Genomic DNA, 23,256 nt, shown 5'->3' with positions numbered 1-23,256 from the left:
CCGCTTGCCGCCGCGTCTGGGTCAGGTTTTTTACCGGTTTCAGGGGGTTTTGGCCGAAGGCACTGAAATGCTCGCCATGTCTTGCGGCGTCAGCCAGCGCCATTCGCCGGGTTTCAGGTCAGGCGGCAAATCCAGCGAACCGATGCGTGAACGGTGCAAGCCGCCCACTTCCTCGACCCGGTTGCCCACCGCGGCAATCATGCGCTTGACCTGGTGGTATTTGCCTTCGGTGAGGGTCAGGCTGAGCTGGTTTTCACCAGTTTTTTCACACGCGGCGGCTCGCACGGGTTTCGGGTCGTCGTCCAGCACCACGCCAGCCAGCAGTTTCTGGATTTGCTTGTCGTCGACCGGGTGCTTGGCCCGCACCTCGTACACCTTGGGCACATGGTGCTTGGGCGAACTCATGCGGTGGATGAACTTGCCGTCATCCGACAGCAGCAAAAGACCCGTCGTGTCCTGATCCAGCCGCCCTACCGCCTGCACGCCGGCAGCCGCGCCACCGCCGCGCTGGCGAATCGGCGCCGGCAGCAGGGTGTAAATACTGGGATAGGTGCTGGGCTTTTGCGAGCATTCGTAGCCGGCCGGTTTGTGCAGCATCAGGTAGGCTTTCTCGTGGTACTCCCAGGCCACGCCCTGCACCGTGAAGTGCAGGCCTTCTGCTATGAATTCCATAGCTGGTTCCGCACAAAGGACGCCCGCTACAGCCACAAAACCCTGTTGAATAAGCCCCGCGCACACGCGCCGCGTGCCAAAGCCCTGAGAGAAAAGAATTTCTTGAAGTTGCATGCTTGCCATGGGGCTATTGTCGCCCGGTACCAGGGCGGCGGGCATGAGCAGGGAGCAGACAGGCACCCCGAAAATACGCGCCCAATGAAAAAGCCCAACCGGTAAAGGCTGGGCTTTCGTGAAGTGGTGGAGCTGGGGGGATTTGAACCCCCGTCCGCAAGCCTTGTTCGGGCAGATCTACATGTTTAGCGGTCTGATTTGAGTCTCGCCACCTGTGTCGCGCAGTCGCACGCTACACAGGACGCCAGCACCCTATTATCTTGCCCCGGGTTAAGGTACCCAGCCCGGAGCCAGCCGATGAAATTATCTTTACAGCCGGGAGCATTTAACTTGCGCTAAACACCCCTTGCCCAGCCCATCGGCCTGCTGTTGTAAAGCTCACTGGCAATTAAGCAGCGAGTGCGAAACGTTCGTCGTTTGCAGTTAGTTTGTTTGAATCAGTTTTACGAGCACACTCAGCTCGACATGCACCACACCGCGTCCGAACCCACGTCGAAACCAATGCAGCCCCAGGAAGCCTAGTTTACGCCATTCGCAGCAAATTCAAGAGCGCGCCGGGCGCCGCGATAGTGGCATCGGCCTTCCAGCCCTCGGTATCGGCGGCTTTGCCGAGGTAGCCGTAGGCTGCGGCCACCGTGGGCATGCCCGCGGCCCGGCCTGCGAGGATGTCGCGCTCGTCATCGCCGACATAAATGCAGCGCCCGGGGGCAAGCTCGAGCTGGCGTGCCGCTTCCAGCAAGGGAGCCGGATGGGGTTTGGCATGCGGCGTGGTGTCGCCACTGATGATGGTTTTCGCTGTATTGAACAAAGGCATGGCCTTGGTCAGCGGAATGGTGAAGCGGGCGGACTTGTTGGTCACCACGCCCCACTTCAGCCCCATCTGGTCGATGCGCGCGATCAGATCCGCCACCCCCTCAAACACTGAGGTGTTTTCGGTCATGCGCGATTCGTAATTGCTGAAAAACTCTTCCCGGAGCACGCCAAAGCCGGTGTCTTCGGGCGTCAACCCAAAAGCCACGGCAATCATGCCGCGCGCACCCGCGCCGGCCATGGGACGGTAAAGCGCAAGGGGCAGCGATTCCAGGCCACGGTCCGTGCGCATTTTGTCGGCCGCTGCGCCCAGATCAGGGGCACTGTCAATCAGGGTGCCGTCGAGGTCGAACAGCACGGCATCGGTGTCTTTGAACATGTAGCGCGAATGTGGGTAAAAACGAGACTCAGCTCTTTTGCGTGGCCAGCAGGTAATTCACGCTGGTGTCCGCACTGAGCCAATAGTGACGTGTCAGGGGGTTGTATTCCATGCCCCGGGTTTGCTCAAGCGAGAGACCGGAGGCGCGGCAGTATCCGGCCAGTTCACTGGGTTTGATCAGTTTGGCGTACTCGTGGGTGCCGCGTGGCAACATATTAAGTACGTATTCCGCCCCAACGATGGCAAACAGAAAGGCCTTGGCATTGCGATTGATGGTCGAAAAAAACACATACCCCCCAGGCTTGATCAGCGCGGCGCAGGCTTTGACGATGGAAGACGGGTCGGGCACGTGCTCCAGCATTTCCATGCAGGTGACAACGTCAAAACGGCCAGGCTGCTCGGCTGCCAGCGCTTCGGCGCTGATTTCACGGTATTGGACACCCTCGGTCTGTGCCTCCAGCGCGTGAAGCTGGGCGACTTTCAGCGCTTTGGTCGCCAAATCGATGCCCAGGACATCGGCGCCCCGGCGCGCCATCGAGTCGGCCAGGATGCCGCCGCCGCAGCCGACGTCGAGTACACGCAGCCCTTTAAGTGGGACCAAACTCTCGATCCAGCCCAGGCGGAGCGGATTGATCTGGTGCAAGGGGCGGAATTCACTTTCGGTGTCCCACCAGCGGTGGGCCAGGTCTGAGAATTTCGCCAGTTCGGCGGGGTCGAAGTTATCGCTGATAGACATGACGCATTATCGTTGAGGCATAAAAAAACCGCGCCGTAGCGCGGTTTTTTAAGCGATCCGAAAGGATTACTTGTTGGCGCGGGTGCCAACCACTTCGATTTCCACGCGGCGATTCTTCGCGCGGCCTTCGGCGGTCTTGTTGTCAGCAACTGGCTGTTTCTCGCCCTTGCCTTCAGTGTAGACGCGGTTTTTCTCGATGCCCTTGGACACGAGATATGCCTTGACGGCTTCCGAACGGCGAACCGACAGCTTCTGGTTGTAAGCATCGCTACCCACGGAGTCAGTGTGACCCACGGCAATGATGACTTCCAGGTTGATGTCCTTGATCTTGCCGACCAGGTCATCCAGCTTGGCTTTGCCTTCTGGCTTGATCACTGACTTGTTGAAGTCAAAGAAAGCGTCAGCAGCGTACGTAACTTTCGTTGCGGCAGGAGGAGGAGGAGTGGCAGGAGTAGGGGCAGGCTTCGCAGCTTGACCAGCAACCGGAGGAGCAACAGGAGCCATTGCAGGGGCAATTGCGCCATCGCAACCAGGCGCTGCAGTAGCAGGCGTCCAATAAGCGTCACGCCAGCACAGTTCGTTGGTACCGTTTTTCCAGACCAGTTCGTTGGAACCGTTTTTCCAGTTGTCGATAGTTTGTGCACCAGCGGCGGTAACAAGCGCTGCGGAAGCAAACAACATTGCCACTTTGTTGAGTTTCTTCATGGTTCTCCTCTAGAGAAAAGCCGCAGACTGGCTGCGATTAGTAATTTACACGCCGTGAGTGACCATCACTCAAAGCGTTACATCGATTGTGCCACACCTGCCTGAACCTTCAAGCACGCTATCGGCTTCGTCTGACACAGACTTAAGATTCTTCAGCATTTGTTGCTGTCCCGCCACAGGCCATCGCTTTAAACTCCGGCCTTAAAATCAGCGGTTTCCTTCAAGATCTCGAAATCCCAACCAGGCCGCTCATGACCCAGTTCGCTAAAGAAACCCTGCCCATCAGTCTTGAAGAGGAAATGCGGCGAAGCTACCTCGATTACGCGATGAGCGTGATCGTGGGGCGGGCTCTGCCCGATGCAAGGGACGGCCTCAAGCCGGTACACCGGCGCGTGCTTTTTGCCATGCACGAACTGAACAACGACTGGAACCGTCCTTACAAAAAGTCAGCGCGTATCGTCGGCGACGTGATCGGCAAGTACCATCCGCACGGCGACCAGTCAGTCTACGACACCATTGTGCGGATGGCCCAGGATTTTTCCCTGCGCCACCTGCTGGTTGACGGTCAGGGGAATTTCGGCTCTGTCGATGGCGACAACGCCGCGGCCATGCGCTACACCGAAATCCGCCTGTCAAAAATTGCCCATGAGCTGCTCGCCGACCTTGACAAGGAAACTGTCGATTTCGGCCCCAACTACGACGGCAGCGAGCAGGAGCCGCTGGTCATGCCGACCCGCTTGCCGAACCTGCTGGTCAACGGATCGGGCGGTATTGCGGTGGGCATGGCGACCAACATTCCGCCCCACAACCTCAACGAAGTGGTCGATGCATGCCTTCACATGCTGAAAAACCCGGGGGCCTCCATTGACGAATTGATGGAGATCGTGCCCGCACCGGACTTCCCCACGGGCGGCATTATTTACGGCATCAATGGCGTCAAGGACGGCTATCGCACCGGCCGCGGCAAGGTGGTCATGCGTGCCAAGTGCCATTTCGAGGACATCGACAAGGGCCAGCGCCAGTCCATCATCGTCGACGAGCTCCCCTACCAGGTCAACAAAAAGACGCTTCAGGAGCGCATGGCCGAGCTGGTGCACGAGAAGAAAATCGAAGGCATCAGCCATATTCAGGATGAGAGCGACAAGTCGGGCATGCGCCTGGTGATCGAACTCAAGCGTGGCGAAGTGCCCGAAGTAGTGCTGAACAATCTGTACAAGCAGACCCAGCTGCAGGACACCTTCGGCATCAATATGGTGGCACTGGTCAATGGCCAGCCCAAGCTTTGCAACCTGAAGGACCTGATCCAGGTCTTCCTGTCGCACCGCCGTGAAGTCGTGACGCGCCGTACCGTGTTCACGCTGCGCAAGGCACGGGAGCGGGGACACGTGCTGGAAGGCCTCGCAGTGGCCCTGGCCAATATTGACGACTTCATCGCCATCATCCGAAATGCCCCCACGCCTCCCGTCGCCAAGGCCGAGCTGATGCTGCGCCCCTGGGACAGCAGCCTGGTGCGCGAAATGCTGACCCGCACGCGTGCCGATGGCGGCGTGGTGAACGCCGATGACTACCGCCCCGACGGTCTCGAGAAGATGTTTGGCATGGGCAACGACGGGTTGTACCGCCTCTCGGAAACACAGGCACAGGAAATCCTGCAGATGCGCCTGCAACGCCTGACCGGCCTGGAGCAGGACAAGATCGTGGCGGAGTACAAGGAAGTCATGGCCGAGATCGACGACCTGCTCGACATCCTGGCCAAGCCTGAGCGAGTGTCCATCATCATTGGCGAAGAACTGACAGCCATCAAGCTGGAATTCGGCCAGACAAAGCTCGGCGCTCGCCGCAGCCAGATCGAGCACAGCTCGTTCGATCTCAGCACCGAAGACCTGATCACCCCCACTGACATGGTGGTGACGCTTTCACACACCGGCTATATCAAGAGCCAGCCGCTGTCGGAATACCGGGCACAAAAACGCGGTGGCCGCGGCAAGCTGGCCACCGCCACCAAGGAAGACGACTGGGTCGACCAGCTCTTCATCGCCAACACGCACGATTTCATCCTGTGCTTTTCCAATCGCGGCCGGCTCTACTGGCTCAAGGTCTGGGAAGTACCCGCCGGTTCTCGCGGTTCTCGCGGTCGGCCCATCGTCAACATGTTCCCCCTGCAGGAAGGTGAAAAAATCACCGTCGTCCTTCCTCTCACGGGCGAAAAGCGCAGCTTCCCGGCTGATCAATACGTCTTCATGGCCACCTCCATGGGCACCGTGAAGAAAACCGCTCTCGACGAATTTAACAATCCGCGTAAGGCCGGCATCATCGCGGTCGATCTTGACGCAGGCGACTACCTGATTGGTGCGTCGCTGACCGACGGCAAGCACGACGTGATGCTGTTCAGTGACGGTGGCAAGGCCGTGCGCTTCGATGAGAACGACGTGCGCCCCATGGGCCGCAATGCACGCGGCGTGCGCGGCATGATGCTCGAAGACGGCCAGGGCGTGATCGCCATGCTGGTCGCCGAAGACGAGCAGCAAAGTGTGCTGACAGCCACCCAGAACGGATATGGCAAACGCACGTCCATCACCGAATACACACGTCACGGCCGCGGCACCAAGGGCATGATCGCCATTCAGCAGAGCGAGCGCAACGGCAAGGTGGTTGCGGCCACACTGGTTCACGTGGACGACGAGATCATGCTGATCACCGACAAGGGCGTGCTGGTCCGCACGCGCGTCAGCGAAATCCGCGAAATGGGAAGGGCTACACAGGGTGTTACGCTCATCGGCCTTGATGAAGGTTCACAATTAAGCGGCCTTCAGCGCATCGTTGAAAACGATGCCACGCTGGATGAACCCGATACTGAAACCGGTACCGGCACAGACACCCCCAACATCGAAAGTACCTGATGAAAAACTTCCTTACCGCTATCACGATCGCTGCCATGGCCTGCGGCGCCACGGCTGTTCACGCGCAAGCAGCAGATCCGAAAACAGAGCTGGCCAAAAAAGTGGTCGCGCTGCAGCAAGGGCCGGAGCTTGACCGGCTGGTGAACCAGCTTGCGGGCACCACGGCGCAGGAACTCATTGTTAAATGGGCTCCAAAAATGGAGGCAAATGTTCCCAAAGCCAAGCAGCCAAAAGCGTCTGAAGAACTTAACGCCGAACTCAAGAAATATGCCGATGATGCGAGCCAGCTGATCAGCAAGCAGGTTAGCAAAGTCAGCGCCGAATCGCTGGTACCTGCGTATGCAGAACGGTTCACACAGGAAGAACTCCAGCAGCTTGCTGCTTTTTTTGAATCACCTGCCGTCAAGAAATACCAGGCTACGGCGCCCGAGCTGGGCAATGTCTTTGTACAAAAGCTGGTAGAAGCCTCGCGTGCCGACGTCCTCGCACGTGCCAAGCAGTTCGACGACGTGGCGCTGAAGATCATTGGCACCGGCCCCGCGCCGGGAGCAGGCAAGCCGCCCGCCAAGAAATGACCCGTCCTTTCAATTTTTCCGCTGGCCCGGCGAACCTGCCCGAAGAGGTCTTGCGGCAGGCGGCGGGCGAAATGCTGGACTGGCACGGCAGCGGCATGAGCGTGATGGAGATGAGTCACCGTGGAAAGGAGTTCATTTCCATTTATGAAAACGCGGAGGCCGATTTCCGCGAGCTGATGGCCATTCCGGCCCACTTCAAGATCCTGTTCATGCAGGGCGGCGGACTTGCCGAAAATGCCATTGTTCCCCTCAATGTCTCGCAGGGTCGTTCGGCCGATTTCGTGGTAACAGGCAGCTGGAGTGAAAAATCGCAAAAAGAGGCACGCAAGTATTGCGATGTCCAGGTCGCTGCGAGCAATGCAGACAACGGGCACACGCTGCTACCACCTCCGTCCGGCTGGAAGCTGCGGCCGGACGCAAGCTACGTCCACCTGTGCACCAATGAAACCATCCACGGTGTGGAGTTTCAAAGCCTTCCAGACCTTAAGGCCTTGGGAAGCGATGCGCCACTGGTCATCGATTTTTCCTCTCATGTAGCATCGCGGCCGGTTGACTGGTCTCTCGTTGGCCTGGCATTTGGTGGTGCACAAAAAAACCTGGGGCCTGCAGGTGTCACGCTGGTGGTCATCCGGGAAGACCTGCTTGGCCGTGCGCTGGCGATTTGCCCCAGCGCCTTTGACTACAAGACCGTAGCGGACAACCAGTCCATGTACAACACGCCCCCCACGTACGCAATCTACATTGCAGGCCTTACCTTCGCGTGGCTCAAGCGCCAGCAAGAAGGCGGCGCTACCGGCATTGCCGCAATGGAAGCGCGCAACAAAACCAAGGCGCAGTTTCTGTATGACGCCATTGACGGCTCGCAGTTTTATCTCAACAAGGTCGACAAAAACTGCCGGTCCCGGATGAACGTTCCATTTTTCTTGCGGGACGAGTCACGGAACGACGCGTTTCTCTCAGGTGCCAAGGCACGGGGCTTGCTTCAGCTCAAGGGTCACAAGTCAGTGGGAGGGCTGCGCGCCAGCATTTACAACGCCATGCCACTGGCCGGTGTCCAGGCACTGGTGGAGTACATGCGAGAATTCGAACAAAAACACGCCTAGGATGAAATGTTTTTTCGCCCTCATTATGGTTCGCCTTTCCGGCAGGTCTGCAGCGCCCGCCGCATGGCCGGGTGGTCTCTGACATGACCACCCATCTTGCAGATTTACGCGTACAGATTGATGCACTGGACCGAGAACTGCTCGCCCTGCTGAATCGCCGCGCCCAAGTCGCGGAGCAGGTCGGCGAAGTCAAGAAGCGCGAGGGTACGCCCTTCTTCCGCCCGGACCGCGTCGCCCAGGTTATTGAGCAGATCCAGCAAGCCAATCAAGGGCCGCTCAAAAACGAACATGTTGCTGCCGTATGGCGTGAAATCATGTCGGCTTGCCTGGCACTGGAATCTCCGGTGCGTGTGGCATACCTCGGTCCCGCCGGCACTTTCAGCGAGCAGGCAGCGCTGCAGTTTTTTGGCGCCAGCATCGAGCATGTTCCCTGTGTCAGCATCGACGAGGTTTTTCGTGCAACGGCTGCCGGCAGCGCCAGCTACGGGGTTGTGCCGGTCGAAAACTCGACCGAGGGCGTCGTGTCCCGATCTCTCGACCTGTTCCTGAACTCTCCCCTGCACATCGTTGGCGAGATCAGCCTGATGGTGCGCCACAACCTCCTGCGGCTTTCCGAGTCCCTGGAAGGTATCGAAGCCGTGTATGCACACCCCCAGGCCCTGGCCCAATGCCAGGGCTGGTTGACCACGCACCTGCCCAATGTGGAGCGCCGGGCAGCCTCCAGCAATGCGGAAGGTGCACGCCTTGCCTCCACCAACCCTGCATGGGCCGGCATTGCCAGTGATCGGGCCGCCACCCAGTTTGGCCTGTATACGGCCGCCCACGCCATTCAGGACGACGCGTTTAACCGCACGCGCTTTGCCGTAGTGTGCCTGCCGCAAACACTACCCTCCCCGCCCCTCTCCGGCAAAGACTGTGTCAGCCTGGTGGTCTCCGTACCCAACCGCCCCGGCGCCGTCCATGACATCCTGATGCCGTTGAAAGCTCACGGCGTCTCCATGACCCGCTTTGAATCGCGCCCGGCACGCTCCGGCCAGTGGGAATATTATTTTTATATCGATTTGCAAGGCCATCCGTCGCAGGACCACGTCAAGGCGGCACTGGCTGACCTGCAACAAATGTGCGCCTTTTACAAGGTTCTCGGAACCTATCCTGTCAGCGATTAATGCACGAACTCACAAAACTCCTGGTACCACGACATGTTTGAACAATTAGGTCTCATTGGATGCGGCCTGATGGGCGGTTCTTTTGCGCTGGCTCTCAAGCGCGCCGGTCTGGTCAAACGCGTGGTGGGCTACAGCAAGTCGCCTTCGACGACCGAGCGCGCACGCCAGATGGGTGTCATTGACGTAGAGGCACCTTCCGCCCTGCTGGCGGTCTCCGGAGCTGACATTGTCCTGCTGGCGGTGCCGGTTTCTGCAACCGAAGCCACCTTCAAGGCGATCCGGCATCTTGTTGGCCCAAACACCCTGATCATGGATGTCGGCTCCACCAAGCGCGACGTGGTCGATGCCGCACGGCGGGTCCTGCAGGGTAACGTCGGCTCTTTCGTTCCCTGCCATCCCATTACCGGCAAAGAGGTGTCGGGTGTCGAACACGCTGATGTCGACCTCTACAACGGAAAGCAGGTCATCCTGACCCCCATAGAGCGGACTTTCACGGTCCAGCTGCAAAAAGCCACCGACGTATGGACCGCCATGGGCTGCCATGTCCTCAAGATGTCGCCGCAGGCACATGACGCTGCGTACGCCGCAGTCAGCCATCTGCCCCACCTGATCGCCTTTGCACTGATCAACGGCATTACCGGACAGGAGCACGGGAAGGACTACATGTCCCTGGCCGGGCCCGGCTTTCGCGACTTCACACGCATCGCTGCCAGCGATCCGAAAATGTGGCGCGACATCCTGATTGCCAACCGCGAAGAGTTGCTGGCGCAGTCCAAGATCTTTCAGCAGACCCTGCAGTCCCTCGAAGTACTCATTTCGAGCAGCAACGGCGACGGCCTGGAAGCGCTCATTGAGCAAGCCAGCGAGACGCGCGCCAACTGGCGCATCTCTTCTCAAAAATCGCATAAATAAACCTGCGATTCATGTTCGACATCGAGTTCCTGGACATTCCGCCCCTCAGTGGAGCGGGAGGCACTGTCCGCCTGCCCGGATCCAAAAGCATTTCCAATCGCGTCTTGTTGCTGGCCGCCCTGAGTCACGGGGAAACCACAGTTCACGATCTCCTGGCGTCTGACGACACCGCCGTGATGCTGACGGCGCTCAGGCTGCTTGGCTGCGAAGTAAAACAAGAGGGCAGCACCGCGATGATCACCGGCCTTGGCGGCCGCAACGTTCACACACCGGTCAAGCTGTTTCTGGGCAATGCCGGTACTGCCATGCGTCCATTGACGGCCGCTCTGGCCTTGCTGGGCGGAGAATTTGAGCTGTCGGGCGTGGCCCGTATGCACGAAAGGCCTATCGGCGACCTGGTTGATGCCCTCCGGCAGCTGGGCTGCTCCATCGACTACCTGGGAAATGAAGGTTTTCCGCCCCTGCGCCTGCGTTCCGGCCAATTGAACCTGAAAGAGCCCATCCGGGTGCGCGGAGATGTTTCCAGTCAGTTCCTGACCGCCCTGCTGATGGCTCTGCCCATTGTGGCTGTCGACGACATCTGCATTGAGGTCGTGGGGGAGCTGATTTCACGGCCTTACATTGAAATCACGCTCAAGCTGCTCGAACGTTTCGGCATTGACGTGCAGCGTAAAGGCTGGGAGCAGTTCATCATCCCCGCCGGCAGCCGCTACCAGTCGCCCGGAGAAATCCATGTGGAAGGCGACGCTTCCTCTGCTAGCTATTTCATAGCGCTTGGCGCAATAGCATCGGGCTCTGCAGGCCAAAATGGCATAGAAGTTTTGGGGGTCGGGGCCGACTCCATCCAGGGCGACATTCGTTTCGTGGAGGCCGCACGAATGATGGGCGCGCAAATCGACAGCACGCCCAATTCATTGCGCATCTCGCGCGGTGCTTGGCCGCTCAAGGCGATTGATCTGGACTGCAACCATATTCCCGATGCCGCGATGACGCTGGCCGTGATGGCGCTGTATGCCGAGGGATGCACCACCTTGCGCAACATCGCCAGCTGGCGCGTCAAGGAAACCGACCGCATCGCCGCGATGGCCTGCGAGTTGCAAAAGCTCGGCGCCACGGTGGAGGAAGGGGCGGACTATCTCAAAATTACGCCGCCCCGGCCCGGCGAATGGAAAACCGCGCCCATTCACACCTATGACGATCACCGCGTAGCCATGTGTTTTTCGCTGGCCGCTTTCAATCCGGCCCGGTTGCCCATCCGGATTCTTGACCCCAAATGTGTCGGCAAAACATTTCCGGACTACTTCGAGGCCCTGTTCACGGTGGCCAGAGCAGATGTCAACCATATTCCGGTGATTTGCGTCGATGGCCCCACTGCCTCGGGCAAGGGTACCCTGGCAGCTTTGACGGCCCAACGGCTCGGCTACCACTATCTTGACTCCGGCGCCCTGTATCGCTTGAGCGCATTTGCCGCCTTGCGTGCCGACGTTTCGCTCGACGACGGGGCGGCTGTTGCGCAAATCGCCCGCACCATGCCGGTTCGCTTTCAGGGCGACCGGATTTTCCTCGGGGCGGAAGATGTGTCAGAAGCCATCCGCTCCGAAGCTGCCGGAATGGCCGCTTCCCGGGTCTCGGCCCATCCCCAGGTTCGCGCTGCGCTGCTGACCCTGCAACACAGTTTCCGGCAGTTGCCCGGGCTGGTAGCAGACGGGCGGGACATGGGAACCGTCATTTTTCCCGATGCACCGCTCAAAATCTACCTGACGGCCAGCGCCCGGCACCGCGCTGAACGACGGCATAAGCAGTTGATTTCAAAGGGAAATTCAGCTATAATCAGCGAGATTCAGCAAGATTTAGAGGCACGTGACGCCCGCGATTCATCGCGAAAAGCCGCCCCTTTGAAGCCTGCTGATGACGCCCGGCCCCTGGACAATTCCTATCTGTCGATTGAAAAGTCGGTGGATCAGGTGATTGACTGGTGGCAAGGCACCCGGCCCTTCTGACCCCCGACGCGCAACCTGCGCTTGGTCAGCAGGTTCATTAACGTAACCCGCAGCCTTATTCAACGTCTGGCCGCAAGCAACCGCCGCAAGCAGCTATAAAAACAATAGCAATTCCGCTATTGGAACCCTGTTGTGTGGATGAGGAAAATCATGTCTGAATCTTTTGCCGATCTATTTAACGAATCGCTCCAGCGCTCTGAAATGCGCACCGGTGAAGTCATCACCGCTGAAGTCGTTCGCATCGACCACAACCACGTCGTCGTCAACGCCGGACTGAAGTCCGAGGCCTATGTGCCGCTCGAAGAATTCAAAAACGACCAGGGCGAACTCGAAGTCCAGGTCGGCGACTTTGTCTCCGTGGCCATCGACTCCGTCGAAAACGGCTATGGCGACACCCTGCTGTCCCGCGACAAGGCCAAGCGCCTGGCCTCGTGGATGAGCCTGGAAAAAGCCCTGGAGTCCGGCGAATTCGTCACCGGCCAGACCAGCGGCAAGGTCAAGGGCGGTCTCACCGTCCTCGTCAACGGCATCCGCGCCTTCCTGCCCGGCTCGCTCATCGACACCCGCCCCATCAAGGACTTGTCTCCGTACGAGAACAAGACCATGGAATTCAAGGTCATCAAGCTGGACCGCAAGCGCAACAACGTCGTGTTGTCACGCCGTGCCGTGGTCGAAGCCAGCATGGGCGAAGAACGCGCCAAGCTGATGGAAACCCTGAAGGAAGGCTCCTCCGTCAAGGGCGTCGTCAAGAACATCACCGAATACGGCGCGTTCGTTGACCTGGGCGGCATTGACGGCCTGCTGCACATCACCGACATGGCATGGCGCCGCGTGCGTCACCCAAGCGAAGTGGTGACGGCTGGCCAGGAAATCGTGGCCAAGATCCTGAAGTTCGACACCGAAAAGAACCGTGTCTCGCTGGGTCTGAAACAGATGGGCGACGACCCATGGATGGGCGTGAACCGCCGCTATCCACAAGGCACGCGCCTGTTCGGCAAGATCACCAACATCGCCGACTACGGTGCATTTGTTGAACTCGAGCCAGGTATCGAAGGCCTGGTCCACGTGTCCGAAATGGACTGGACCAACAAGAATGTGGCACCGAGCAAGCTCGTGGCGCTGGGCGACGAAGTCGAAGTCATGGTCCTCGAGATCGACGAAGACAAGCGCCGGATCAGCCTGGGCATGAAGCAGTGCAAGGCCAACCCATGGCAAGAGTTCGCACAGGAAACCAAGCGCGGCGACCGCGTCAAGGGCCCCATCAAGTCGATCACCGACTTCGGCGTCTTTGTGGGCCTGGCTGCCGGCATCGACGGCCTCGTGCACCTGTCCGACCTCTCGTGGAACGAACCCGGCGAAGCCGCCGTTCGCAACTACAAAAAGGGCCAGGAAGTCGAAGCGATCGTTCTGGCAGTCGACGTCGACCGCGAGCGCATCTCCCTGGGTATCAAGCAGCTGGATTCCGATCCGTTCACCACGTTCGTGTCGATCAACGACAAGGGCGCGATTGTGACCGGCAAGGTCAAGACTGTTGATGCCAAGGGCGCTGAAATCGATCTCGGCGAAGACATCATCGGCTACCTGCGCGCCAGCGAAATCAGCCGTGACCGCGTCGAAGACGCGCGCAACGTGCTGAAAGAAGGCGACGAAGTGTCCGCAGTCGTGGTGAACGTGGATCGCAAGACCCGCAACATCCAGCTGTCGGTCAAAGCCAAGGACAACGCCGACCAGCAGGAAGCCATGGCAACCCTGAGCCAGCAGTCTTCGCGTGAAAGCGCTGGCCTGACCAACCTTGGCGCCCTGTTGCGCGCCAAGCTGGACAACAACGAAAAGTAAGGCGACCGTGCAGCGGTGTGATGCGCCCCTGGCGGATTGCATCGCTGTACAGCTACTTTATCCATGACCCGAAGCGATCTTGTCGAAGAACTGGCAGCCCGATTCAGCCAGCTGACGCACCGCGACGCCGAATATGCCGTCAAGACGATTCTTGATGCCATGAGCGACGCCCTGGTGCGCGGCCACCGCATTGAAATCAGGGGATTTGGCAGTTTTTCCATCAACCGCCGCCCGCCTCGCATGGGCCGCAATCCGCGTTCCGGTGAAAGCGTGGCCATCCCTGAAAAACGGGTGCCCCATTTCAAGCCGGGCAAGGCGTTGCGGGAAGCAGTGGATGCCCGTACCCAGGAGCTCCTGGCGGTCACGGATCCGAAGTAAGGTCTTGCTGTTTTCCCCCGGTGGTCTGGCTACAATCGCGAGACCACCACGGGGGACGACCAAGTGAAATACCTCATGTGGCTGCTCAAGGCAGCCATTTTTTTTACGCTGTTTGCTTTTGCACTGAATAACCAGCAAACGGTTTCGGTGAATTTTTTCTTTGGCACGATGTGGCGAGCACCTCTGGTGCTGGTTGTCCTGAGTGTCTTCGCCTGCGGGCTGGCGCTCGGTATTCTTGTCATGATGCCGCGCTGGTGGAAAAAGCGCAGATCGGCGAAATATGCCTCCTCCACCATGGGCCCCCATACCGTGACCGAAGACCCCTCCACCCTCCACCATGGAATTTGATTTCACCTGGGTCCTGCTCGGGTTTCCGATCGCCTTTACCTTGGGCTGGCTGGCTTCGCGACTGGATTTGCGGCAACTGCGCATCGAAAACCGCCAGGCGCCCAAAGCCTACTTCAAAGGCCTGAATTTTCTGCTCAATGAGCAGCAGGACCAGGCCATTGACGCCTTTATCGAAGCCGTACAGAACGACCCCGACACGTCCGAGCTTCACTTCGCCCTGGGTAACCTGTTCCGCCGCCGCGGCGAATACGAGCGCGCCGTGCGGGTGCACGAACACCTGATGTCGCGCGGCGACCTGACGCAACCGGAGCGCGACCGCGCCCAGCATGCACTGGCCCTGGATTTCCTCAAAGCCGGCCTGCTCGACCGTGCCGAAATCGCGCTGCGCAAACTGGAGGGAACGCCGTTCGAGGAAGAGGCCCGGCTTGCGTTGCTGTCCATTTATGAACGCTCGCGGGATTGGCCTAACGCAACCGAAATCGCCGCCAGGCTGGGTACCTCCAGCCATGGCAGCTTCAGTGCCCGGCAGGCGCATTACCTTTGCGAGCAGGCCATTGCGTCCGCAGCGGCAGGCGACACAAGCCAGGCCCTGGAGACATTGCAGCAGGCTGTCGCCATGGCCCCGGTGTCGGCCCGCCCACTGATTGACCTGGCCAAACTGCAGCACCAGCTCGGCAAGTCCCAGGATGCCTTGCGCACATTGCAGAAGCTGGAAGACCTGGCACCGCAAGGCCTGCCACTTGCCGCCGGCCTGCTTGCCAATATCGCCCAGGCAAGCGGCCAGGAAGCCGCCGCACTGGAGTTGCTGAAGACCAGTTACGCCAACACGCCGTCCATTGACGTGGTTGAAGCCATCGTCAAACTGGAAAAAGACCCTGCGTCGGCACGCCAGTGGTATGCCAGGCATATGGAACGCCAGGCGTCCCTGGTGGCCGCCGGCAAGTGGATAGAAGGGGAACAACTCCAGGATGCGCATCATCACGCACTGGTGCAGCGCTCGCTGGGTCAGGCAACCAAGCCGTTGATGCGCTATCGTTGTGCCGCGTGCGGCTTTGAAGCCACGCAGCACTTCTGGCACTGCCCTGGCTGCCAGGCCTGGGACAGCTACCCGACCCGCCGAATAGAAGAATTATGAACACCCCCGTGGAGGCTTCGCCTCCTCCCCCCTTGCAGGGGGCAACAGCTGTGGCCCGGCGAAGCCGGTTCCACGCTGTTCTGGTTTGAATACAGACAGACATGACCACTACTCTCACACTATCCGCTGAACGAATCGCCAAAGCCCGTGTCCTCGTGGTGGGCGATGCCATGCTCGACCGGTACTGGTACGGCGCGGTAGACCGCATCTCGCCTGAGGCCCCGGTGCCCGTGGTACGTGTCACGCGCACCGAGGAACGCATAGGCGCCGCGGCCAACGTGGCCTACAACATCGTCACGCTGGGCGCGCAAGCCTCGCTGCTGACCGTGGTGGGCGATGATGAGGCCAGCCACCAATTGGAGGCGCTGGTCGAAAAAACCGGCATCGCCCCTTACTTCGGCCGCGATGCACGGCTCAAAACAACGGTCAAGCTGCGCGTCATTGGCCGCCAGCAGCAGCTGATCCGGCTCGACTTCGAGAACACGCCGGAAAACGAGGTGCTCGCCTCCCAGTCCGCCACCTTTGAAAAACTGCACACGCAGCACGACGCCGTGCTTTTTTCCGACTACGGCAAGGGTGGCCTCGCGCATATCGTGCTGATGATCGCCCAGGCGCGCGCTGCCGGCAAGGTGGTGCTGGTCGACCCCAAGGGGGCGGACTACGCACGCTACAAAAACGCCAGCATCATTACGCCGAATCGCGCCGAGCTCGAGCACGTGATCGGCACCTGGAGCGACGAAGCCGAGCTGCGCACCAAAGCCCACAACCTGCGCACCGCACTCAATCTTGATGCCCTGCTGCTGACACGTAGCGAAGAAGGCATGACCCTGTTTGACGCCCAGGGTGAGCTGAATGTACCGGCCGTGGCACGTGAGGTGTTCGACGTCACCGGCGCCGGCGATACGGTGATCGCCACACTGGCTGCCATGGCGGCCACGGGCATGAGCCTTCGTGATGCGGTGCCCATCGCCAACCGTGCCGGCGGCATTGTGGTCGGCAAGTTCGGTACCGCAACGGTCAGTTACGACGAACTGTTTGCCGCGCATTAAATTGCGCCTCAGGTTAAAGGAATCATCATGAAAGTAGTAGTCACGGGTGCTGCGGGTTTTATCGGCAGCAATATCATCAAGGGCCTCAATGCCCGCGGCATCGACGACATCATCGCGGTCGACGACCTGACCGAAGGCGACAAATTTCGCAACCTGGCCGGCCTGCAGATCGCCGACTACGTGGATGCCGACGACTTCTACGACCTCTTTGCCGAAGGCGCTTATGGTCAGGTCGAGGCAGTGTTCCACGAAGGCGCCTGCAGCGACACGATGGAGCCCGATGGCAAGTACATGATGGACAACAACTACACGCTTTCGTGCGAGTTGTTTCATGCCTGCCAGGACCAGGGAACACGCCTGCTGTATGCCTCGTCGGCCGCCACCTACGGCGGATCCGACACGTTCAGGGAATCGCCCGAATTCGAACGACCACTCAACGTCTACGGCTACTCCAAGCTGCTCTTTGACCAGCGCCTGCGGCGTGAACTCGGCAACCGGTTTGAAGGCGCAGCCACCCAGGTTGCGGGCTTTCGCTACTTCAATGTCTACGGCCCCCACGAACAGCACAAGGGCCGTATGGCCAGCGTGGCCTTTCACCAGTTCAACCAGTTCCAGGCCGAAGGCAAGGTCAAGCTGTTTGGCGAATACGGCGGCTACGGCGCCGGCGGCCAGATGCGCGACTTCGTCTTCATCGACGATGTGGTGGCCGTGAACCTCTGGTTTTTTGACCATCCAGAACAATCCGGCATTTTCAATCTTGGCACCGGAAAGGCCCAGCCCTTCAACGATGTCGCGCTCGCCGTCGTGAACACCTTGCGCAAAGGGCAGGATGCTGCGGCGCTGAGCCTGGAAGATGCCGTGCGCGGCGGGCTCATCGACTACATCACCTTCCCGCCAGCCTTGGTGGGTAAATATCAAAGCTACACGCAGGCCGACCTCGGCGCCCTGCGTGCCGCTGGGTGTGACCATGTGTTTGCTGATGTGAAAGCGGGTGTAACTGCTTACATGCAGTGGCTGGGCAAGAATCGCTGAGGCTTGGGGTTCCCCAACCCAATCGCACCAGGCAGGTCAACCCCGTGTGAAACCGGGCCGTTATAAACACAGCATTCTTATTCACAGGATGCATAACGCGCTTCGCCACTCACCACTGAGGAGATTTCCATGTTCAAGAAAGTACTGGCGTTTTTCGCCGCCATGTCTCTCGTTGCAGCCTTTGCTGCGGTCGACGTCAACAAAGCCACAGAGGCCGAACTCGACGGCATCAAACACATCGGCCCCGTCACCTCCAAGCTGATCATCTCCGAGCGCAAGAAAAGCGAGTTCAAAAACTGGGATGACTTCATCACCCGCGTCAAAGGCGTGGGAGAAAAACGCGCAGCCGAGTTCTCCGCCGCAGGGCTGACCGTTGGCGGTGCCGCCTATACCGGCCCGGCCGCCGCAGATGCGAAGGCAAAAACCAAGACCGAAGCCAAAGCGGACGCCAAAACCAGCAAGAAGGCCGACAAGCCGGTCACCGAAAAGGCCAAAGACGCAGCCATCGCCACCAAGGATGCAGTCAAGGGCGCGGCTATCGCGACCAAAGACGCCGTGGTGGAATCGGCCAAAGATGCCAAAGAGGCGGTAACGTCCAAAAAAGACGCCAAGAAGGACACCAAAAAAGAAACCAAAACCGAAGTCAAGGTTGAAGCGGCCAAGCCTGCTGCAAGCGCTGCCAAGAAGTAATTGGCCCGCATCCAATAAAAAACCCGCCTGGAGCGGGTTTTTTATTGCCAATTTTTGCCTCCAGTCCTTTAGGGGCGAGCGCAAGCAGCTATCTATTTCATAGCACCTTAAAGACCTCTACACCAGCGCAATCAGGTCCGTCACGCCCACCGCTGCCCCAGCCTGCGTGACCAGTGTCGTCACTTGCCCTCTATGGTGTGTCTGGTGATTGAAAAAATGCGTGAGGGCCTTCCAGACCACGTGCTCGCGCTGCACCCCTTTCGAGTTGGCGTACCGCATGGTCATGGCCGGGTAAGCCTCAGGCATGTCGGCAGCCCACTGCTCGATGGCGCCATCGAGCTGCTGCCGTTTGGCTTTCAGTCCGGCCCAGTCTTCGTAGAGCACCATGTCCAGCGTGTAGGCCTGCGGCATGTCCAGCACTTCAGCGCCCAGCGACGTGAAATGGATTCCGTTCTCATTACCGCACTGCGCAAAGCGCCTGAGCCAGACCTGGTCGGCCAGGACAAGATGGCCCAGCGTGTGATGGATCGAGCCGAAAAAGGCACCACGGTCACGCTTGCGCTCCTCATCTGACAGGGTTTCACACGCGCCATACAGCCGTTCATTGATCCAGCGGTTGTACTGGGCCAGAAGTCGGTAGTTGTCGGAAAATGCACCGGTCATACATGCTCCTGAATTGATAGCTTCTCGCGCTCGTGCTGATTGGCCCAGGGCCGGATTTCATATGAAATTACGGCATTCCGCACCCCTAAAAGCCTGCCTGCCCCCGTCACAAGGTGCGCTGGCTCCACTGCAGATTTTCCACTGTCCTGGCGATGGCCGATCGTTGCCGTGCAAAAAAAGATAGTGCTATACGGGAGGGAGGTCCGGTTTACGGCGCGTCCGCGATGCACAGCGTCGAGCCGTTTGCAGGTACTAAAGCCAGCCCCAAGTGTTACGGGCGGCTGAGCAGATGACTTTGCGAATGACGATCAGGCGCACGCGTGAACGGGCAGGCGCTTTACCCACCCGTCACAGCTGCGCGGTCGCTCCGCTTGGGAAGCAGGCCGGCATACACCGGCCCGTGATTGGCATCAAGCTTTCCCGAAGCCACCGCCGCCCGGCGTATGGATTTCAAAAATATCACCGGGCTGCATCTCGGCCTGGCCGATATGGCCCAGTGTTTCGATCTGGCCTTGCGCCCGGACCACAACGTTTTGCCCGACCTGCCCGGCCTGGCCCCCGGCCATGCCGAAGGCGCCGTGTTTGCGCCCGTTTGACAGGATGCTGGCCGTCATGGCTTCCAGGAAGCGCACACGGCGCACCCCGCCATTGCCGCCCTGCCATCGGCCCGCACCACCAGAGCCCTGGCGAATCTCATAACTTTCCAGCCGCACCGGGAAGCGGAATTCCAGCACCTCCGGGTCGGTCAGCCGCGAATTGGTCATATGTGCCTGCACTACAGAGGTGCCGTCAAAACCCGACACCAGCTTGCCCGCATCATCCAGCTTTCCGCCGGCACCCGAACCACCCGAAATGGTTTCGTAGTACTGGTGGCGTGCATTGCCGAACGTGAAGTTGTTCATCGTGCACTGGCCGGCGGCCATTACACCCAGCGCGCCATAAAGCGCATTGGTGATGCAGGTGGAGGTTTCCACATTACCCGCCACCACCGAAGCCGGCGGGTTCGGGTTAAGCATGGAGCCCGGCGGGATGATGACCTTGAGCGGCTTCAGGCAGCCCGCGTTCAGCGGGATGTCGTCGTCAACCAGGGTGCGGAACACATACAACACTGCGGCCATGCACACCGCCGTCGGCGCGTTGAAGTTATTGGTCTGCTGCGGCGATGTGCCGGTGAAGTCGATCTCGGCGCTGCGTCCTTTGACGTCAACACGGATGGACACCTTGATTTGGGCGCCGTTGTCCAGCGGCAAGGTGAACTCGCCATTTTTGAGGCGCGTGATCACGCGGCGCACCGACTCCTCGGCGTTGTCCTGCACGTGGCGCATATAAGCCAGCACCACCTCCAGGCTGAAGGTGTCCACCATCTTGCGCAGCTCCTGCACGCCCTTTTCATTGGCGGCGATCTGCGCTTTCAGGTCGGCCATGTTCTGCTGCGGGTTACGGCTGGGGTATTTGCCGCTTTTGAGCAGCGCAATCATTTCTGCCTCGCGCAGCACACCGCGCTCTACCAGCTTGACGTTGTTGATCTGCACGCCCTCTTCTTCAATCAATGTCGAGAACGGCGGCATGGAGCCCGGCGTGGTGCCGCCGATGTCGGCATGGTGTCCGCGCGAACCGACATAAAACGTCGGCTGTGTCGCCGCACCAAGGTAGACCGGCGTAATGACGGTGATGTCGGGCAGGTGCGTGCCGCCATGGTAGGGGTCGTTCAGCACATACACATCACCAGGCTGCATCTTTCCGGCGTTCTCGCGAATCACCGTCTTGATGCTTTCGCCCATGGAACCCAGGTGCACCGGCATATGCGGCGCATTGGCGATCAGGTTGCCTTCGGTGTCAAACAGTGCACAGCTGAAGTCCAGGCGCTCCTTGATGTTGACCGAGTAAGCGGTGTTCTGCAGCTGCAGGCCCATCTGCTCGGCAATGTTCATGAAGAGGTTGTTGAAGACCTCCAGCAGCACAGGGTCTACCGTGGTGCCCGCCGCAAACTTCACGGCGCGTTCGGCCCGGCGGTCCAGCACCAGGTGGTCCAGCGCCGTCAGCGCGGCTTCCCAACCCGGTTCCACGACCGTGGTGGCGTTCTTCTCGGCAATGATGGCCGGCCCCGAGATGATGTCGCCCGGCCGCAGATCTTCACGCACCACCAGCGCGGCGTCATGCCACTGGCCGCCGGAGTACATGCGCACGGTTTCGCGGCGAGGTACTTCACGCGGCTCATGCGTGGTGTGGCGCGGCTCGGCAGGCGCGTCGCCTGCCACCACGGACTCTACCGACACGGCCTCAACCACCAGGCCCTTGCCCTGCATCAGGAAGGCAAAGCGCTGGCGGTAAGCGGCTTCGAACCCGGACTCGATCTCGTCCAGCGTACCGAAGGGCACGATGAGCGCGGAGTCACTGCCTTCATAACGCACATGCACGCGGTGATGCGTGGTGATGCTGCCGGTGCTGACCTGCTGGCGCTGCAGCTCGGCCTCTGCCGTCGCAGCGAGCGCGTTGAGCTTGTCGGCAATTTCCGGAAGCACGGCGGCCGAGAGCTTGAGCTCCACCGCCTGCTCACGAATCACATTCTGGTCGGCCAGGCCCATGCCATAAGCGCTCAGCACCCCCGCCAGCGGGTGCACAAACACCTTGGTCATGCCCAGCGCATCGGCCACCAGGCAGGCGTGCTGCCCGCCCGCACCGCCAAAGCATTGCAGCGTGTAGCGTGTCACGTCATAGCCGCGTGCCACTGAAATTTTCTTGATGGCGTTGGCCATCTGCTGGACCGCGATGTTGATGAAGCCTTCAGCCACCACCTCGGCACTGCGCCCGGTCTGCCCGGCCAGTTCGTTGAACTGGGCCTCTACCGCCTCGTAACTCAACGGCTCATCGGCATTGGGACCAAATACCTTCGGAAAGTAGCGCGGCTGCACCTTGCCGACCATCACGTTGGCATCGGTCACCGCCAGGCGGCCACCGCGCCGGTAACTGGCGGGGCCTGGGTTGGCGCCTGCGCTCTGTGGACCAACCCGGAAGCGCTCGCCGTCAAATTTGAGGATGGAGCCGCCGCCCGCCGCCACGGTGTGGATACTCATCATGGGTGCCCGCATGCGCACACCGGCGACCTGGGTTTCGAATTCGCGCTCGAACTCCCCGGCGTAATGCGACACGTCCGTCGAGGTGCCGCCCATGTCAAAGCCTATGACCTTGGCATGGCCGGCGATTGCGGCCGTGCGGGCCATGCCCACAATGCCGCCCGCCGGGCCGCTCAGGATGGCGTCCTTGCCCTGAAATACATGCGCATCGGTCAACCCACCGGAAGACTGCATGAAAAAGAGCCGTACCCCCGGCATCTCACTGGCGACCTGTTCCACATAACGGCGCAGGATGGGGGAGAGGTAGGCGTCCACCACCGTGGTGTCGCCGCGGCTCACAAACTTCATCATCGGGCTGGTTTCATGCGAGGTGCTGATCTGGGTAAAACCCACCTCGGTCGCGATGCGCTTGGCGGCCTTTTCATGCTCCGTGAACCGGTAACCATGCATAAAAACAATTGCAAGGCTTCGCAGCCCTTTCTGGTACTGCGCAAGCAGCTCCTTTTTTAATAGCACTTCGTCGAGCGCCTGAAGCACCTCGCCTTGCGCGCCCACACGCTCCTGGGCCTCCACCACCGCGCTGTAAAGCAACTCGGGCAGCACGATGTGGCGGTCAAACAGACGGGGGCGGTTCTGGTAGGCAATGCGCAGGGCATCCCGAAAGCCGCGCGTGGTCACCAGCAAGGTCGGCTCACCCTTGCGCTCCAGCAACGCATTGGTCGCCACGGTCGTTCCCATCTTCACGCAGTCCACCACGTCGGCGCGTATCGGCTCGCCCGCTTTCAGGCCCAGCAGGTGGCGGATGCCGGCGACCGCCGCATCGCGGTACTGCTCCGGATTTTCCGACAGCAGCTTGTGCGTGACCAGCGAACCATTGGGCTTCTTGGCCACGATGTCCGTGAAGGTGCCGCCGCGGTCTATCCAGAATTGCCAACGGTCGCCGCCCGGTTTTGAAGTGGTGTCTTGCATAATTTTTTTG

At 60.0% G+C, this 23,256-nt stretch carries 19 protein-coding genes and 1 other RNA gene; 13 read left to right on the top strand and 7 right to left on the bottom strand.

Annotated features, from left to right (window positions below):
- Nucleotides 1-39: 39 nt before the first annotated feature.
- The 5 genes from AC1DU8_RS05885 to ompA all read right to left on the bottom strand — a co-directional run bounded on the left by AC1DU8_RS05885 (nt 40) and on the right by ompA (nt 3,416).
- The gene (locus tag AC1DU8_RS05885) at nt 40-786 is read right to left on the bottom strand and encodes a pseudouridine synthase (protein ID WP_477665625.1); all 747 of its coding nucleotides are present in this window, start codon (nt 784-786) and stop codon (nt 40-42) included.
- Between the two features lie 124 nt (nt 787-910).
- Nucleotides 911-1,297, bottom strand: a transfer-messenger RNA (tmRNA) gene (gene ssrA / locus AC1DU8_RS05880).
- 12 nt (nt 1,298-1,309) lie between these two features.
- Complete coding sequence (locus tag AC1DU8_RS05875; RefSeq protein WP_477665624.1) at nt 1,310-1,975, bottom strand: HAD family hydrolase; 666 nt, start codon at nt 1,973-1,975, stop codon at nt 1,310-1,312.
- A gap of 28 nt (nt 1,976-2,003) precedes the next feature.
- The gene (gene ubiG, locus AC1DU8_RS05870) at nt 2,004-2,711 is read right to left on the bottom strand and encodes a bifunctional 2-polyprenyl-6-hydroxyphenol methylase/3-demethylubiquinol 3-O-methyltransferase UbiG (protein ID WP_477726540.1); all 708 of its coding nucleotides are present in this window, start codon (nt 2,709-2,711) and stop codon (nt 2,004-2,006) included.
- 66 nt (nt 2,712-2,777) lie between these two features.
- On the bottom strand, nt 2,778-3,416 hold the full coding sequence (ompA, locus tag AC1DU8_RS05865) for an outer membrane protein OmpA (protein ID WP_477665622.1): 639 nt from the start codon (nt 3,414-3,416) through the stop codon (nt 2,778-2,780).
- Between the two features lie 251 nt (nt 3,417-3,667).
- On the opposite strand from ompA, the gene gyrA reads away from it, so the two are divergent.
- The 13 genes from gyrA (at nt 3,668) to AC1DU8_RS05800 (ending at nt 18,540) form a co-directional block, all read left to right on the top strand.
- Complete coding sequence (gene gyrA, locus AC1DU8_RS05860; protein ID WP_477726539.1) at nt 3,668-6,316, top strand: DNA gyrase subunit A; 2,649 nt, start codon at nt 3,668-3,670, stop codon at nt 6,314-6,316.
- Complete coding sequence (locus AC1DU8_RS05855; protein WP_457280059.1) at nt 6,316-6,891, top strand: DUF2059 domain-containing protein; 576 nt, start codon at nt 6,316-6,318, stop codon at nt 6,889-6,891. The genes gyrA and AC1DU8_RS05855 overlap by 1 nt, the downstream gene beginning before the upstream one ends.
- Entirely contained in the window at nt 6,888-7,994 is a 1,107-nt protein-coding gene (serC, locus tag AC1DU8_RS05850) for a 3-phosphoserine/phosphohydroxythreonine transaminase (RefSeq protein WP_457280058.1), read from the top strand. Before AC1DU8_RS05855 ends, serC begins: the two co-directional genes overlap by 4 nt.
- Nucleotides 7,995-8,077: 83 nt before the next feature.
- Nucleotides 8,078-9,160, top strand: a complete 1,083-nt coding sequence (gene pheA, locus AC1DU8_RS05845) for a prephenate dehydratase (RefSeq protein ID WP_457280057.1) — start codon at nt 8,078-8,080, stop codon at nt 9,158-9,160.
- A 33-nt stretch (nt 9,161-9,193) separates the two neighbouring features.
- Nucleotides 9,194-10,072 carry a prephenate dehydrogenase gene (locus tag AC1DU8_RS05840; protein WP_457280056.1) on the top strand — a complete coding sequence of 293 codons (879 nt, stop codon included), beginning with the start codon at nt 9,194-9,196 and terminating at the stop codon, nt 10,070-10,072.
- A gap of 11 nt (nt 10,073-10,083) precedes the next feature.
- Complete coding sequence (locus AC1DU8_RS05835; protein ID WP_457280055.1) at nt 10,084-12,072, top strand: bifunctional 3-phosphoshikimate 1-carboxyvinyltransferase/cytidylate kinase; 1,989 nt, start codon at nt 10,084-10,086, stop codon at nt 12,070-12,072.
- A 150-nt stretch (nt 12,073-12,222) separates the two neighbouring features.
- Complete coding sequence (gene rpsA / locus AC1DU8_RS05830; RefSeq protein ID WP_457280054.1) at nt 12,223-13,908, top strand: 30S ribosomal protein S1; 1,686 nt, start codon at nt 12,223-12,225, stop codon at nt 13,906-13,908.
- 63 nt (nt 13,909-13,971) lie between these two features.
- On the top strand, nt 13,972-14,286 hold the full coding sequence (locus tag AC1DU8_RS05825) for an integration host factor subunit beta (RefSeq protein WP_348043247.1): 315 nt from the start codon (nt 13,972-13,974) through the stop codon (nt 14,284-14,286).
- Between the two features lie 63 nt (nt 14,287-14,349).
- Nucleotides 14,350-14,634: a LapA family protein gene (locus AC1DU8_RS05820; protein WP_457280053.1), complete on the top strand. Its 285-nt coding sequence runs from the start codon at nt 14,350-14,352 to the stop codon at nt 14,632-14,634.
- The gene (gene lapB, locus AC1DU8_RS05815; RefSeq protein ID WP_477665619.1) at nt 14,624-15,769 is read left to right on the top strand and encodes a lipopolysaccharide assembly protein LapB; all 1,146 of its coding nucleotides are present in this window, start codon (nt 14,624-14,626) and stop codon (nt 15,767-15,769) included. Before AC1DU8_RS05820 ends, lapB begins: the two co-directional genes overlap by 11 nt.
- Before the next feature lie 101 nt (nt 15,770-15,870).
- Nucleotides 15,871-16,818, top strand: coding sequence for a D-glycero-beta-D-manno-heptose-7-phosphate kinase (gene rfaE1 / locus AC1DU8_RS05810; RefSeq protein WP_477665618.1), 948 nt, complete (start codon nt 15,871-15,873; stop codon nt 16,816-16,818).
- Nucleotides 16,819-16,845: 27 nt separating this feature from the next.
- Nucleotides 16,846-17,850, top strand: coding sequence for an ADP-glyceromanno-heptose 6-epimerase (gene rfaD, locus AC1DU8_RS05805; protein WP_477702419.1), 1,005 nt, complete (start codon nt 16,846-16,848; stop codon nt 17,848-17,850).
- A 129-nt stretch (nt 17,851-17,979) separates the two neighbouring features.
- Entirely contained in the window at nt 17,980-18,540 is a 561-nt protein-coding gene (locus AC1DU8_RS05800) for a ComEA family DNA-binding protein (protein ID WP_477726538.1), read from the top strand.
- A 117-nt stretch (nt 18,541-18,657) separates the two neighbouring features.
- Here AC1DU8_RS05800 and AC1DU8_RS05795 read toward each other — a convergent pair whose 3' ends face one another.
- Together AC1DU8_RS05795 and AC1DU8_RS05790 are read right to left on the bottom strand one after the other, a co-directional pair.
- Nucleotides 18,658-19,203, bottom strand: coding sequence for a DinB family protein (locus AC1DU8_RS05795; RefSeq protein WP_477665616.1), 546 nt, complete (start codon nt 19,201-19,203; stop codon nt 18,658-18,660).
- Between the two features lie 410 nt (nt 19,204-19,613).
- Entirely contained in the window at nt 19,614-23,246 is a 3,633-nt protein-coding gene (locus AC1DU8_RS05790) for a hydantoinase B/oxoprolinase family protein (protein WP_477665615.1), read from the bottom strand.
- Nucleotides 23,247-23,256: the final 10 nt, after the last annotated feature.

This window comes from Polaromonas sp. P3_A5 (assembly GCF_056403055.1).
Note: the sequence above shows the minus strand (reverse complement) of the source record. Positions and strands in the feature narration are given on the sequence as shown.

Excerpts from the sequence above, each read along its gene's own strand:
- AC1DU8_RS05885 (WP_477665625.1), bottom strand. The coding sequence starts at position 786 with ATGCAACTTCAAGAAATTCTTTTCTCTCAGGGCTTTGGCACGCGGCGC.
- AC1DU8_RS05875 (WP_477665624.1), bottom strand. The coding sequence starts at position 1,975 with ATGTTCAAAGACACCGATGCCGTGCTGTTCGACCTCGACGGCACCCTG.
- ubiG (WP_477726540.1), bottom strand. The coding sequence starts at position 2,711 with ATGTCTATCAGCGATAACTTCGACCCCGCCGAACTGGCGAAATTCTCA.
- ompA (WP_477665622.1), bottom strand. The coding sequence starts at position 3,416 with ATGAAGAAACTCAACAAAGTGGCAATGTTGTTTGCTTCCGCAGCGCTT.
- gyrA (WP_477726539.1), top strand. The coding sequence starts at position 3,668 with ATGACCCAGTTCGCTAAAGAAACCCTGCCCATCAGTCTTGAAGAGGAA.
- AC1DU8_RS05855 (WP_457280059.1), top strand. The coding sequence starts at position 6,316 with ATGAAAAACTTCCTTACCGCTATCACGATCGCTGCCATGGCCTGCGGC.
- serC (WP_457280058.1), top strand. The coding sequence starts at position 6,888 with ATGACCCGTCCTTTCAATTTTTCCGCTGGCCCGGCGAACCTGCCCGAA.
- pheA (WP_457280057.1), top strand. The coding sequence starts at position 8,078 with ATGACCACCCATCTTGCAGATTTACGCGTACAGATTGATGCACTGGAC.
- AC1DU8_RS05840 (WP_457280056.1), top strand. The coding sequence starts at position 9,194 with ATGTTTGAACAATTAGGTCTCATTGGATGCGGCCTGATGGGCGGTTCT.
- AC1DU8_RS05835 (WP_457280055.1), top strand. The coding sequence starts at position 10,084 with ATGTTCGACATCGAGTTCCTGGACATTCCGCCCCTCAGTGGAGCGGGA.
- rpsA (WP_457280054.1), top strand. The coding sequence starts at position 12,223 with ATGTCTGAATCTTTTGCCGATCTATTTAACGAATCGCTCCAGCGCTCT.
- AC1DU8_RS05825 (WP_348043247.1), top strand. The coding sequence starts at position 13,972 with ATGACCCGAAGCGATCTTGTCGAAGAACTGGCAGCCCGATTCAGCCAG.
- lapB (WP_477665619.1), top strand. The coding sequence starts at position 14,624 with ATGGAATTTGATTTCACCTGGGTCCTGCTCGGGTTTCCGATCGCCTTT.
- rfaE1 (WP_477665618.1), top strand. The coding sequence starts at position 15,871 with ATGACCACTACTCTCACACTATCCGCTGAACGAATCGCCAAAGCCCGT.
- rfaD (WP_477702419.1), top strand. The coding sequence starts at position 16,846 with ATGAAAGTAGTAGTCACGGGTGCTGCGGGTTTTATCGGCAGCAATATC.
- AC1DU8_RS05800 (WP_477726538.1), top strand. The coding sequence starts at position 17,980 with ATGTTCAAGAAAGTACTGGCGTTTTTCGCCGCCATGTCTCTCGTTGCA.
- AC1DU8_RS05795 (WP_477665616.1), bottom strand. The coding sequence starts at position 19,203 with ATGACCGGTGCATTTTCCGACAACTACCGACTTCTGGCCCAGTACAAC.
- AC1DU8_RS05790 (WP_477665615.1), bottom strand. The coding sequence starts at position 23,246 with ATGCAAGACACCACTTCAAAACCGGGCGGCGACCGTTGGCAATTCTGG.